This window comes from Arthrobacter sp. 'calajunan' (genome assembly GCF_046940185.1).
Lineage (GTDB): Bacteria > Actinomycetota > Actinomycetes > Actinomycetales > Micrococcaceae > Glutamicibacter > Glutamicibacter soli.
Genome location: NZ_JBKZDY010000018.1, coordinates 22,537 through 35,215, shown reverse-complemented (window position 1 = coordinate 35,215; position 12,679 = coordinate 22,537). Strand labels below are relative to the sequence as shown.

The following is a 12,679-nucleotide window of genomic DNA, read 5'->3' as shown; positions in this document are numbered from 1 at the left end:
AGATGTGTATTAGAGACCGCAGGACCTCTACGGTCCTGCGCCAACGCTGCTTGTGCGGGGGCTCAGCCGATCAGGGCGCCTTGCGCCATGCGGTAGCTGGCCAGCGAGGCCACCGCGGCCCGCTCCCAGGTGAACTCGCCCGAATGCTCCAGCGCGTCGTGCCCGGCCTGCGTGACCATCCGCGGATTCCCGGCCAGCTCGACGAGCTTCTGCGCCCACAGCTGCGGGTCCGGTTCAGGCATGAGCCATCCGGAGTAGCCGTCGCGCACCGCGTAGCCCAGCCCGCCAACCGCGTTGGCCAGCACCGGGGTGCCGCAGGCCTGGGCCTCGGCGGCGACCAGGCCGAAGGTCTCGGACAGCGAGGGCACGGCGACCACGTCGGCATTGGCGAAGACCGCCGCCAGCTGCTGTGGCTTCAGCGGACCGAAGAAGCGCACCAGGTCGTCCAGGCCCTCTCGCTGCACCAGCGCCTGCAGGTCGTAGTCGGCGCTGCCGGAGCGCGCCCCGAACAGCGAGGCGGTGATGCGCAGCTGCGGATGGCTGCGCCGGGCCCGGCCCATCGCCTCCAGCATCACGTGCGCGCCCTTGAGCGGCTGCAGCCGTCCGGCATAGACCAGATGCAGGTCGTCGGGGCCTAACGGACGGCAGAGCTTGTCCTGCTCGGGGTGGAAAATACGGTGGTTCACCCCGGGCAGCACCACGTCCAGCTTCTGCCGGTCCACCTCATAGAAGCGGGCCAGCTGGCGGGCCTCCACCGGGGTGTTGGCGATGACGCGCGAGGCCTCGGCCAGCAGCTGCTTCTCGGCCTCCTTGCGCGGCCCGGGCTCCTCGATGCCGGATTCGAATTCCTTTGCGGCGGCCGAGGTGTGCATCGAGACGATCAGCGGGGCGGAGAACTCGCGGGCCAGCTGCAGCCCCACCATGCCCGAGAGCCAGTAGTGGGCGTGGATGATGTCGATGTCCAGGCCGTGCAGGTGCGCGGAGATTGCGGCCGCGGCCGGGTCGATGATCTGCGGCAGGTCTTCCTTGTCCAGCTGCTGGTGCGCGGCGATCTGCACCTGGTGCATCCACACGCCCTCGGCGACCTGCCGGGATTCGGAGTCCGCGGCGGTGCGCGTGATCATGTGCACCTCGTGTCCTAGCGCGCCCAGCGCGAAGGACAGATTCTGGATGTACACGTTCATGCCGCCGGCATCGCCCGACCCGGGTTGCTGCATGGGGGAGGTGTGCAAGGAGAGCATGGCAATGCGCATCGGAGGGCTCCGGATTTTCTAATGAACGAACAGGCCGCGGCAGCGGCCCACCCTTGATGCTATCAACTGAGCCGATCGAGCATCGTGTTGTTGGCGGACTCCCAGTGGGCCGTCATCTGCTCCCCGCCGTGCCCGTCGTGCTCGCAGATCACCAGCTGCGAGCCGGGCCAGCGCCGGTGCAGCTCCCACGCGGTGCGCAGCGGGCCTGACACGTCCTGCCTGCCGTGGACCAGGATCCCCGGGAGGTGCTCGATGCGGTCCATCCGCTCCAGCAGCGGCGGGTCGTTGAATCCCGCGTGCGACCAGAAATGCGTGGTGAGCCTGGCGAAGGCCTGGCGGAAGCGGGCATCGTCCCAGCGCGGGTCGCGCACCACCGGATCCCGGCCCAGGGAAACATGCGTATCCTCCCACAGCGCCCAGGCTTGCGAAGCCGCGTCACGCAGCTGCCCGTCGGGTGAGGCCAGCAGGTCGGCGTAGGCCTTGACGATGCGGCCGGAGCCGCGGGTGTAGGAGGGATGGTGGATTTCGGCGAAGCTCGCGAACTCGTCCCAGGCCTGGGGAAAGACCGCACCGACCGTCTCGGTGATCCAGCGGACTTCAGCCTCGCTGGTGGAAGTGACCGCGAAAAGCACGAGGCCCGACACCCGTTCGGGATGGGCCTGCGCGTAGGACAGCGCGAGGGTGGATCCCCACGAGACGCCGTTGAGTACCCATTGCTTGATGCCCAACGACCTGCGCAGCCTTTCGATGTCACTGATGAGCTTCGCCATGGTGAACTCCAAGAGCGGCACCAGGGGATTGGCGGCGGAGGGAGTTGACCTGCCGCAGCCGCGTTGCTCGAAAGCGACGAGCCGGGTTCGTCCCAGGTCCCAGCGGTGGCGATAGCCGCTCGCGCCCAGCGTTCCGCCCGGGCCGCCGTGCAGGTACATCACCGGTTGGCCGTCGGGATTGCCCCATTGCTCCCAATACATCTGGTGCCCATCGTCCAGGGGGAGCATGCCCGAGACATCGGGCATGGCTGGCTTGTCGTGGTGACCGCTCATGTCGCTCGCTCCTGGGCCCAAGTGTGGTGGATTGCCGGAATCGCTGTCAGCTTACGTCCGCAGGAGCGGAAAACTGTTAATTCCGGCCAAAATGTTGTGACCCTTGACACGAATTTGCGCCACGATCGCTGAAACTGCCTACTCAACCCCGTTTATTCCGCGAAATTCCGGGAGTTTCGGCCTCTTCGGGCCGGCTGGCGCCCGATTGGAATTCATGCGAAAGCGGTGGTAAAGTTTTACTTCGTTGCCAGCGATAACAACGCGAACAACAGACAACCTGCGCGGGTGGCGGAATAGGTAGACGCGCCAGCTTGAGGTGCTGGTCCTCGAATAGAGGGTAGGGGTTCAAGTCCCCTTTCGCGCACAGGTAAATCCCCGGTTGACTTCGGTCAACCGGGGTTTTTTTATATGCCCCGAACGGGGCTTATAGGCAAGAAACGGTGTCTGGCCCGGGCGCGTTCCCGGGCCGGACGTGCTTCAGAAGCGATGGTGCCACGCGGGGTGCGAACCCGATTCGCGAACTTCTCAAGAATCAGGCCTTGCCGCCCTGGGCGGCCGCCAATTCATTCTGAACGCTCGTTTCCTGGGCCGCGCTGATTCCGGCGCGGCGGCCGAAGAAGCTTCCATCGCCCAGGCTCGTGCCACTGGCGTAGCCTCCGGCGCAGACTCCCGAGGTGCAACGACCCGCCGCGAAAAGTCCCGGGATCGGTGCGCCCGAAACGTGCAGGACCCGTGAGTCGGCATCGGTCTGCAGCCCACCCAGGGTGAATCCTCCGGTGCGGCCGCGCAGGTCGATCGCGGCCAGTGCGCCCTGCAGCGGCTTGACCCACTTCTGGTTCTTGCCCAGCAGGGGATCAGTGCCCTGCACCGCGAACCGGTTGTACTGCTCGATGGTGGCCTGCAGGCTGCCCGCGGGCAGTCCCATCTCGGCTTCCAGCTCAGCGGCGGACTCGGCCACCCAGGTCGGCTGCATCAGCAGCTCCGGGCTGGAGGTCTCGCTGGCTGAGCCTTCCTCGAAGGCGGCCTCGTCGATGACCAGGAACGCCTGGTTCTCCTGGTGGAACAGCGTCGCCTGGCCGATCCGGCCCGGGTAGGTGTCCTCGGTGATGTAGCGCTGGCCGCGGCCGTTGACCAGGATGCCGCGCACCAGCAGCTGCGGATCGCAGAAGAACGCGACCTCGGTGGCGTCCATGTGGGCGGTGGCGGCGCCGATCGACTGGCCCATCGCGATGGCGCGCCCGTCGTGCGCCTCGATGGATGCGGCCGGGCGGCCAAGGATGCGCGGGGCGTTGGCGCGGACCATCTGATCGTTGTAGGCGAAGCTGCCCATCGCCAGGACCACGCCTTGGCGAGCCAACACGAAGACGTCCTCGCCGTAGCGCTTCGCCCCGACGCCCACCACGCGCCCGTCCTGATCGATGACCAGGCACTGGACGCGCAGATCGTATTCGGCGCGCACGCCCAGGGCCTGCGCGGTGTCGACCAGCGGCTTCATGAGCATGTAGCCGCCGCCCTGCTCGCCGGTCTTCTTGCCGGACATCTGCGGCACGTGCCCGCGCGGGGCCGGGGGAATCGTGGAGCTGAACGGGGCGGCGTTCTCGCCCCCGGAGTACATCAGCCCGTCGTCGTAGGGCGGCTCCCAGCCCGGCTGGCCCCAGAAGGACTCCTTGAAGACGACGCCCGCGTCCACCAGCCAGTTGTAGTGCTCCACGCTGCCTTCGCAGTAGGCGTCGATCTTGGCATCGTCGGTCCCCGGGCCCAGCGCTGCCTTCATAAAGGCCTTCATGTTCTCCGTCGTGTCCTCGAAGCCCAGGGCCTGCTGCAGGGGCGTGCCGCCGCCGAGGTAGATGAAGCCGCCGGCCATGGACGCGGCGCCGCCCCAGCCGCCTGAACGCTCAAGCACCAGCACCTCGGATCCGGCGCGGGCTGCCTCGATGGCGGCGCTCACCCCGGCGATACCGTAGCCGGCGACGACCACGTCGGCCTCGAAATCCCAGCTGTCGATGCTGCTGGCTGAAATGTTAAACGTGCTGGTGTCGGACATGCGTGGGCATCCTCTCGAAACGGACCAAAAGTAACCAGAAGATTAGCTGTGCGCGTTCGACTCACCGGGACCCAGTCCCGCTGGATGGAACCGTCTTGTCCGAGCAGCTGGGTTACCCGTCGGCCCCGACCAGCCGGCGCAGGCTCTCGGCGTCCAGCACCTCGTTGAAGACCGGGCCCTGCGGTTCCAGCATGCGTCCGGCGGCCAGGTTCTTGAGGATCACCGGCGCGAAGCCGAGCTTGCGGACCAGCTGCGCCACCGCTTCGGCGGCTTCGGCATCGTCCGAGGCGACCCCCAGGGCGCGCTGGGCGCTTCGCCGGGAGGCCTTGTCCGCATCCAGGTCCCAGTGGCTGATGTGGTTCAGCGCCTTGACCACGCGGCAGCCCGCGAAACGGGCGGCGATGACCTCGCTGCTGGTAAGCCCGGACTCCAGTCCGTGCTCGAACCACTGCGGCAGCGGTTCGTCCTCCCAGCGGTTGGTGGCATCCACCAGGACGGTTCCGGCCAGCGTCTTCGGGTCGACGTCCTCCAGCTCCTCCTGGGGCACCATGAGCACCACGAGGTCCACACCTTGCGCCACGTCCTCGGCGGAAACTGCCCGGGCCTTGGTGGCGTACTGCGCCAGGTGGTATTTCATCGCGCTCGGCGTTCGGGTGGAGGCGATCTGGACCTCAAGGCCTTGCGCCGCAGCGACCCGCGCCAACGCGGTGCCGGCCCGGCCGGCCCCCAGAATTCCGAAATGCTTGATATCCATGGGATCCATTCTGGGTGTTTCACGGCCCGCCGGCCCAATCGCGCGCCCGTCGATTAAGACAGAAGGCTGCCGAACCATGCTTGGGGGCACATGGTTCGGCAGCCTGGGGAAACTGGAAGCTAGCCGCCGAAGAGCGGCGAGAGAGACTTCCAGAGCTGCTGTCCACCCAGGATGATGAACAGGATCGCGGTCACGGCCAGCGCGCCGTTGGTGTGCCAGCGGTTGGCCCATTCCTTGGGCACGCGCTTGCCGTTGAGCAGGCCGAGCAGGGTCACGGCCAGGAACGGCATGAACAGGGCGCCGAGCACGCCGTAGGCCAGGATCAAGGCGATCGGCTTGTCCAGCAGGAACAGCACCATCGGCGGGAAGGTCAGCCAGAGCACGTAGAACTTGAAGTACTTGCCGCCGGTCATGGTGTCCGGGTGGTTCGCTGGCTTCTTGCGCATGTGGCCCCAGAAGTCCGCGAACATCAGCGAGACGCCGTTCCACACGCCGATGATCGAGGAGAAGGACGCGGCCCAGAAGCCGACCAGGAAGCCGTTGCCCACCACAACGCCGTAGCGCTCGCGCAGCACGTCGGCCAGTTCCAGCAGGCCCTCGTCGCCGCCGGAGATGGCGACGCCCGCCGCGCGCAGCACCTCGGCCCCGACGATCAGCATGGCGATCACGAAGATGCCGGTCATGACATAGGCCATGGTGTTGTCGATGCGCATCACACGCATCCACTTCGGGGTGTACCAGCCCTTTTCACGCAGCCAGTAGCCGTAGGCGGCCAGGGTGATGGTGCCGCCGACGCCGCCGGCCAGCGCCAGGGTGTAGACGATGCCGCCCTCGGGAATCATCGGGATCAGGCCGGAGAACATCTCGGGGATGTTCGGCGCGGCGATGACGGCCAGGCCGACCACGGTGACGAACATGATGCCCACCAGCACCGCGGTGACCTTCTCGAAGAAGTTGTACTTGCCGAACCAGACCATGGCGAAACCTGCCAGGCCCATCAGCACCGACCAGATCTTAAGGTCGATGGCGGGGAACAGCGCCGCCAGCGGCATCGCCGCCGAGCTCATCGCGGTGGCGCCGTAGACGAAGCCCCAGATGATGATGTAGGGGCCGAAGTACCAGGTGGTCCAGCGTCCCAGCGTGCGCCATCCCTCGAAGATGGTTTTGCCGGTGGCCAGCGTGTAGCGTCCGGCGCCCTCGACCAGCACGATCTTCAGGATCACGCCCAGGATGACCGCCCAGAGCAGCGCGTAGCCGTACTGGCTGCCGGCCACGAGGGTGGCGACCATGTCGGCCGCGCCCACGCCGGTGGCGGCGACCACTAGGCCGGGGCCGACGATTTTCCATTTCGGCGGTGAACCGCCGTCGAGATCCGCATTCAGCGATCGCGTGCTTTCTGACATGTGAGCCAGTCCTTTACGAATGTCGATCATTGCCGGACCGTAGCCCGGCACCTCGGTCAGCCGCTGCGGCAGGAGTTCACCATTGAATGGCCGCGGGCTGGAAGAACATCTCCAAATCTAGGAGTGATGCCGGTTACGGCCAAGCTGGACGCGAAGAACTAACACTTCCTTAGGAAAGGACGTGACGCAAAGTACACGCAGGCCCCCGGCTGATAGAATTGACCAATTCAGAGCCCACTTATCCGAGGAACCACCGTGCACCTAATGGTCGTCGAAGATGACGATGCCGTCGCGCTGGCGCTGATCGATGCCGTGAACGCCGCCGGCCACGAGGCGTTCCGGGCGGCCCGCGGTGCCGACGCGCTGCTGCGGCATCAGCAGGCGCAGCTGATCCTGCTGGATCTGGGCCTGCCGGACATGGATGGGCTGGAGGTCCTGCGCAAGCTGCGCCAGGTTACCGAGGTGCCCATCGTGATCCTCACCGCCCGCAACGACGAACGCAGCGTGGTCCGCGGCCTGCGCCAGGGTGCCGACGACTACCTGGTCAAGCCGATCGGGCTGGCCGTCCTGCTGGCGCGCATCGAGGCTGTCGCCCGCCGCTCCCGGGTTCAAGCGCCCGACGCGGGTGTCCTGGCCGTCGGGGACCTGCAGGTGGACACCGGCAAGCGCGAAGCGGCCCTGGCCGGGCGCGAGCTGTCGCTGACCGCCAAGGAATTCGACCTGCTGGCGCTGCTGGCCCAGCATGCAGGATCCGTGGTCACCCGCGAGCAGATCCTGGATTCGCTGTGGGGCGACGCGTTCATGGCGGTCTCCCGTTCCCTGGACGTCCACCTGACCGGGCTGCGCTCCAAGCTGGACCGGCCGGGCATGATCGTCAACGTGCGCGGGGTCGGCTACCGCATCGAGGCCGTGGACGCGTGAGGCTGCGGGTTCTGGGGGTGCTCGGCTCGCTGCTGTGCCTGATCGCCGTCATCCTGGGCACGTTGATGCTGCAGAGCATCAGCCGGAACACCACCCAGGACGTCCAGCTCAGCCGGTTGGCTTCGGTGAACCGCTTTGTCGAGCTGGGCACCCACGCGCAGGATGCCACCGACCACGAGGAACTGCAGCTGGAAATGGACGCGTATTCGCAGCTGTTCGACGAGGGCCTGCTGATCAGCCTGGGCGGGCTGCAGTTCACTTCCGGCGGCATCGACCCGCTGGATCCGCAGGTCGACGCAGTGCGGCGCCGTGCCGCCCTGAACCTCGACCAGACCGGGATTCCCCAAATCAGCCCGTTCTCCGAGGAACCTGCCCTGATCGCCCGGCCGTTCGGGAACTCGACCCAGGTGCTGGGCTCGGTGGTCATGGAGGTCAACCTGGACGATGCCCGGCAGGCGATCCTGCAGAGCTGGGGAGCAGTGGTGCTGGTGTCGCTGAGCGTCTGCGCAGGCATGCTGCTGCTCGCCGAGCGGCTGACCGCCTGGGTACTGCGGCCGGTGCACCGGCTGAGCGACGCGGTGGCCGAGCTGGCCAGCACGCAGATCCCCGCCCCGCTGCAGGAAGCAGGCCCGCCGGAACTGCGGGCGCTGTCCCGCTCGTTTGAGAACATGGCGCAGATCGTCACCGACAGCCTGGCCCAGCAACGCGAGCTGATCGCCGAAACCTCCCACCAGCTGCGCAACCCGATCGCCGCGCTGCGGCTGCGCGTGGACCTGCTGAAAATGCGGCTGGGGGAGAAGGCCGACCCGGATGGAGTCGCCGCTGTGGAACGCGAACTTGAACGTGTTGAAATGCTGCTGGACGGGGTGCTGCGCCTGGCCAGCGCCGAGCACCGGCTCTCCGAGCGCAGCGCCGGCGGGGCAGTCCCTGCCGGCGCCGATGCCGGGACCGTGATCCCGGCCAGGCTGTTGACCGAGGAGGTCGAACGCCAAAGCGCGGCGGCCCGGGAAGGCGGAATGCTGCTGCGGCTGGACCTGGATGCTCCCGGCAGCCGGACGGCCCGCGCAGTGTGCAACGGATTCGAGCTGCAGCAGATGATCGCCGAGGTGCTGGAAAACTGCTTCAAGTACGCCTCCGGGAGCCAGGTCGACCTCTCGGTGGCGGCCCGCGGGAGCGTCGTTGACGTGGTCATCCGCGACCACGGGCCGGGCCTGCCGGCCGCCGAGCTGGAGGCCGCGACCGAGCGCTTCTGGCGGGCCGAGGCCTCCCGGCAGTCCCCGGGCACCGGGCTGGGCATGGCGATCGTCGACCGGCTGGTCCGGGCCAATGGCGGCGAGCTGCTTCTGGAAATTGCGGCGGGCGGGGGACTGCAGGTGACGCTGCGGCTGGCCGGGACCCAAGACGATGCTGTAGCGCAGGAGGCTTGAGATGAGCGGAATTCCCACCCGGCGCGCGGTGCTGGGCTACGCGCTGGCCGCCCCGGCCGCCGCGCTGCTGGCAGGGTGCACTCCGGGACCGCGCCATGACCGGCTGGACATCGCCGCCGGCGAAAGCGGCGGAATGTACTTCGAATTCGCCACGCTGCTTTCGCAGGCGCTGGTACGCTCCAACATCGCCGAGCACTCGTCCGCGCTGCAGACCGAGGCCAGCGCGCAGAACCTGCACCTGCTGGCCGAGCACGAGGCTTCGCTCTCGCTGGCCCTGGCCGACACCGTGGCGCAGTACCGCGCTGCCGCCAATGAGGGCAATCCGCTGGCGCTGGGCCGCGTGTACCAGAACTACTTCCACTGCATCGTGCGGGCCGATGCTCCCATCCGCACCCTGCCCGACCTGGCCGGGCGCCGGCTGGGAACTGGCGCGGCAGGATCAGGGACCTGGGTGACCGGGCAGCGTATCTTGGAGGAAGCCGGGCTGAAGTCGGGCGGAAACGCGCCGAGGGAAACCAAGCTCGGCTACGGCGACGGGCTTGCGGCGCTGGAATCCGGCCGGATCGATGCGCTGTTCCTCTTCGGCGGCATGCCCGTGGGTGCCGTGTCGGAGCTGGCCGCGCGGGTGGAGCTGCGGCTCATCGGACTGTCCTCCGTGCTGCCCGGGCTGCGGTCGCGGTATCCCGGCCTCTACGACCGGGTGATGATCCCGGCCGGAACCTATCCCGGCGTTGGACAGGCGCAGAGCCTGGGCGTCGCGAACCTGCTGATGGCGCCGGCCAGCTTTCCCGCGCAGACCGCGGGGCAGGTGGTCAGGCTGCTGGTTGAACGCGCCCAGGAGCTGATTCCGCCAGGCAGCGCCGGCATCCAATACCTGACCCCGCAGACGCTGATCAGCACCGCAGGGCAGCCGCTGCACCCCGGGGCCATCCAGGCCTATCGGGAACTTCATGGCTAGGCTGACGTGGTGTCATTTGTTGCGCGTATCGTTTAGCGCACTAGTGTTGAATCCACAAGCACCCGTTCGCGAGAGGAAGGCCTGCCATGCCGAAGCCTGCAGCTGTAGAACTCATGGAGAACGAAGCGGTCGACTTCTGCCGCCGACTGATCCAGATCGACACCACGAACTACGGCGGCAACAAGGGGGCCGGCGAACTGGAGGCGGCGCGCTACGTTGTCTCGCTGCTCGAAGAGGTCGGGCTGCGGCCGGAACTTTATGAATCCGCGCCTGGACGCGCGAATGTGGTGGTGCGCCTCAAGGGCTCGGATTCCTCGCTTCCGGCGCTGGTTGTGCACGGGCACCTGGATGTGGTCCCGGCGATCGCCGAGGACTGGAGCGTGGACCCGTTCGGCGCCGAGCTCATCAACGGCATGATCTGGGGCCGCGGGGCGGTGGACATGAAGAACATGGACGCCATGATCATCGCCGCCGTCCGCCACCTGTGCCGGGAGCGGATCGTCCCGCAGCGGGACCTGGTCATCGCGTTTTTCGCCGATGAGGAAGCCGGCGGCGACTACGGGGCCGGATGGATGGTCCAGAACCACCCGGAGCTCTTCGACGGCGCCACCGAAGCCATCAGCGAGGTCGGCGGCTTCTCCGTGGAGATCAATGGCCGCCGCGCCTACATGCTGCAGACCGCCGAGAAAGGCATCGCCTGGCTGAAGCTCACCGCGCACGGCACCGCGGGTCACGGTTCGCAGATCAATACCGAGAACCCGGTGACGCGCCTGGCCGACGCGGTTTCGCGCATCGGAGGCCACCAGTGGCCGCTGTCCTATACGAAAACCACCCGGGCGCTGATGGAAAACGTCGCCGAGCTCGCGGGCCTGGAATTCACCGAGGAGGACCCGGCCCCGCTGCTCGAAGCGATGGGCAACGTCTCCCGGTTCGTCGGCGCGACGCTGCAGAACACCGCCAACCCCTCGGCGCTGGAGGCCGGCTACAAGCACAATGTGATCCCGGGGCACGCCGAAGCGCTGGTGGACTGCCGTACCCTGCCCGACGAGCACGAGCAGGCGGTCGCGAAAATCAAGGAGCTCGCCGGGGAGCACGTCGAGCTGTCCATGGTGCACGAGCAGGATTCGCTGGAGGTCCCCTTCGCCGGTTCGCTGGTGGACTCCATGGTCGAATCGCTGCTGGCGGAGGACCCGGACGCGGTGGTGCTGCCGTACATGCTCTCCGGCGGAACGGACAACAAATGGCTGGCAAAGCTGGGGATCACCGGCTACGGGTTCGCGCCGCTGCAGCTTCCGGCCGAACTCGATTTCACCGGCATGTTCCACGGGGTCGACGAACGGGTTCCGGTCGACTCGGTCAAGTTCGGCGTGCGTGTGCTTGAAAGCCTGCTGCGCAGCTACTGACACCCAGATTTCCAGACCACCGGATTCACAGGAGGAATACCTTGTCTATTGAAACCGTGCTCAGCGACGAGCTGCTTGAGCGTTTCCGCCAGCGTGCGGCCGGCTACGACACCGAGAACAGCTTCGCGGAGGAGGACTTCCAAGAACTGGCCGCGGCGGGATACCTGCGGGCGCTGGTTCCGGTCGAACGCGGCGGGCTCGGCTGGGATTTCCAGCAGCTGGCCCTGGCGCAGAGGCGGCTGGCCTCGGCCGCCCCGGCCACCGCGCTGGCGGTGAACATGCACCAGGTCTGGGCCGGGGTGGCCCACCTGCTCGCGGCCCGGGGCGACCGCCGCCTGGACATGGTGATCGACTGGGTGGCCAAGGGCGAGGTCATGGCGTTCGGCATTTCGGAGCCGGGCAACGACGCGGTGCTCTTCGATTCCAAAACCAGTGCGGTGACCCATTCCGACGGCTCGGTGTCATTCACGGGAACCAAGATCTTCACCTCGCTGTCGCCGGCGTTCACGCGTCTGGGGATTTTCGGCAAGGACACCGTCTCCGGCGAGCTGGTCCACGCGTTCGTCGAGCGCGGGGCCGGCGTGCGCTCGCTCGGGGACTGGGACACGCTTGGCATGCGCGCGAGCCAGTCGCACACCACCAAGCTGGAGTCGGCCACCGCTCCGGAGGCCTGGGTGCATTCCCGGGTGCCGGTGGGCCCGAACCCGGATCTGCTGGTTTTCGGCATCTTCGCGTCCTTCCTGACCCTGACCGCCAGCGTGTATGTCGGCATCGCCGAGCGCGCGGTGCAGCTCGCCACGGACTCCCTAGGCAAGCGGGTGCACCATGACGGCGTGAAGTATTCGCAGGACGTGCGGGCCCGGGGAATCCTGGCCGACGCCGCGATGCGGTCGCTGGCCCTCGACGCGTTGCAGCGATCCGTGGCCGGAGATCTGGAATCCGGTGTCGACCACGGTGCGGCCTGGTTCCCCAAGCTGGTCACGCTGCGCACCCTGGCTGGGCAGACTGCCCGGGAAAACGTCCAGGACGCCGGGCAATTGCTCGGCGGCGGCGCGTACTTCCGGGGCAGCGAATTCGAGCGGCTGTACCGCGACGTGCAGGCCAGCTGGTACCACCCGTCGAATGCGGCATCCGCGGCCAATACCGTGGCCAGTTGGCTGGTCGGGCCGCTGGAGTCATGACGCGCGGCAGTCGGCAAAACGGCGCTGATGCGGCTAGGGGAGCGGGGGCAGGGTGCTCTGGACCCGCATGACCCGGCGGCGCAGCCAGTACTTGTAGGCACCGCCCTCGTAGCGGCAGGTGCGCATCAGTTCCCACTTGCCGTTGTCAGCATGCTCGCGCAGCGCAGCGCGCGCGACGTGCTTGGACTCGCCGGGAAAAGCGGTGATCACCATGTATTCGTAGCGAGAATCGTTTTCCTGGTGCAGCGGCGCCTTAATGACTTCCTGAAGCATCGAACCCCCTATCGGAATA

Annotated in this window: 11 protein-coding genes and 1 tRNA gene; 6 read left to right on the top strand and 6 right to left on the bottom strand. The window is 67.3% G+C overall.

The genetic code is table 11. The features are described from left to right. Positions 1–62: 62 nt before the first annotated feature. Positions 63–1,253, bottom strand: a complete 1,191-nt coding sequence (locus RF641_RS17155) for a glycosyltransferase (protein ID WP_424573705.1) — start codon at positions 1,251–1,253, stop codon at positions 63–65. Between the two features lie 62 nt (positions 1,254–1,315). Next, positions 1,316–2,296 (bottom strand): prolyl aminopeptidase, encoded by a 981-nt coding sequence (gene pip / locus RF641_RS17150; RefSeq protein ID WP_424573704.1) that lies wholly within the window; start codon positions 2,294–2,296, stop codon positions 1,316–1,318. A gap of 279 nt (positions 2,297–2,575) precedes the next feature. Between pip and RF641_RS17145 the strand changes: the two genes are divergently transcribed. Then, a tRNA-Leu gene (locus RF641_RS17145) sits at positions 2,576–2,660 on the top strand. Positions 2,661–2,828: 168 nt separating this feature from the next. Here the strand turns inward: RF641_RS17145 and RF641_RS17140 are convergent. From RF641_RS17140 to RF641_RS17130, 3 genes are all read right to left on the bottom strand, one after another. Next, positions 2,829–4,340 carry an FAD-dependent oxidoreductase gene (locus RF641_RS17140; protein ID WP_424573703.1) on the bottom strand — a complete coding sequence of 504 codons (1,512 nt, stop codon included), beginning with the start codon at positions 4,338–4,340 and terminating at the stop codon, positions 2,829–2,831. A 112-nt stretch (positions 4,341–4,452) separates the two neighbouring features. Then, positions 4,453–5,094 carry an NADPH-dependent F420 reductase gene (locus RF641_RS17135; RefSeq protein ID WP_424573702.1) on the bottom strand — a complete coding sequence of 214 codons (642 nt, stop codon included), beginning with the start codon at positions 5,092–5,094 and terminating at the stop codon, positions 4,453–4,455. A gap of 119 nt (positions 5,095–5,213) precedes the next feature. Next, positions 5,214–6,497: an Nramp family divalent metal transporter gene (locus RF641_RS17130; RefSeq protein ID WP_053798056.1), complete on the bottom strand. Its 1,284-nt coding sequence runs from the start codon at positions 6,495–6,497 to the stop codon at positions 5,214–5,216. A gap of 255 nt (positions 6,498–6,752) precedes the next feature. Here RF641_RS17130 and RF641_RS17125 point away from each other — a divergent pair, with 255 nt between their 5' ends. From RF641_RS17125 to RF641_RS17105, 5 genes are all read left to right on the top strand, one after another. Continuing rightward, positions 6,753–7,418 (top strand): response regulator transcription factor, encoded by a 666-nt coding sequence (locus RF641_RS17125; protein ID WP_047119088.1) that lies wholly within the window; start codon positions 6,753–6,755, stop codon positions 7,416–7,418. Next, positions 7,415–8,845: a sensor histidine kinase gene (locus RF641_RS17120; RefSeq protein ID WP_424573701.1), complete on the top strand. Its 1,431-nt coding sequence runs from the start codon at positions 7,415–7,417 to the stop codon at positions 8,843–8,845. The genes RF641_RS17125 and RF641_RS17120 overlap by 4 nt, the downstream gene beginning before the upstream one ends. Before the next feature lies 1 nt (position 8,846). Beyond that, positions 8,847–9,803 (top strand): TAXI family TRAP transporter solute-binding subunit, encoded by a 957-nt coding sequence (locus RF641_RS17115; RefSeq protein ID WP_424573700.1) that lies wholly within the window; start codon positions 8,847–8,849, stop codon positions 9,801–9,803. An 86-nt stretch (positions 9,804–9,889) separates the two neighbouring features. Next, positions 9,890–11,206 carry a M20/M25/M40 family metallo-hydrolase gene (locus RF641_RS17110; protein ID WP_120989442.1) on the top strand — a complete coding sequence of 439 codons (1,317 nt, stop codon included), beginning with the start codon at positions 9,890–9,892 and terminating at the stop codon, positions 11,204–11,206. Between the two features lie 41 nt (positions 11,207–11,247). Continuing rightward, positions 11,248–12,387 (top strand): acyl-CoA dehydrogenase family protein, encoded by a 1,140-nt coding sequence (locus RF641_RS17105; protein WP_424573699.1) that lies wholly within the window; start codon positions 11,248–11,250, stop codon positions 12,385–12,387. A 33-nt stretch (positions 12,388–12,420) separates the two neighbouring features. On the opposite strand, the gene RF641_RS17100 is transcribed toward RF641_RS17105, so the two are convergent. Then, entirely contained in the window at positions 12,421–12,660 is a 240-nt protein-coding gene (locus RF641_RS17100) for a DUF5703 family protein (protein ID WP_053798061.1), read from the bottom strand. Between the last annotated feature and the right edge of the window lie 19 nt (positions 12,661–12,679).

Excerpts from the sequence above, each read along its gene's own strand:
- RF641_RS17110 (WP_120989442.1), top strand. The coding sequence starts at position 9,890 with ATGCCGAAGCCTGCAGCTGTAGAACTCATGGAGAACGAAGCGGTCGAC.
- RF641_RS17155 (WP_424573705.1), bottom strand. The coding sequence starts at position 1,253 with ATGCGCATTGCCATGCTCTCCTTGCACACCTCCCCCATGCAGCAACCC.
- RF641_RS17135 (WP_424573702.1), bottom strand. The coding sequence starts at position 5,094 with ATGGATATCAAGCATTTCGGAATTCTGGGGGCCGGCCGGGCCGGCACC.
- RF641_RS17140 (WP_424573703.1), bottom strand. The coding sequence starts at position 4,340 with ATGTCCGACACCAGCACGTTTAACATTTCAGCCAGCAGCATCGACAGC.
- RF641_RS17115 (WP_424573700.1), top strand. The coding sequence starts at position 8,847 with ATGAGCGGAATTCCCACCCGGCGCGCGGTGCTGGGCTACGCGCTGGCC.
- RF641_RS17130 (WP_053798056.1), bottom strand. The coding sequence starts at position 6,497 with ATGTCAGAAAGCACGCGATCGCTGAATGCGGATCTCGACGGCGGTTCA.
- RF641_RS17100 (WP_053798061.1), bottom strand. The coding sequence starts at position 12,660 with ATGCTTCAGGAAGTCATTAAGGCGCCGCTGCACCAGGAAAACGATTCT.
- pip (WP_424573704.1), bottom strand. The coding sequence starts at position 2,296 with ATGAGCGGTCACCACGACAAGCCAGCCATGCCCGATGTCTCGGGCATG.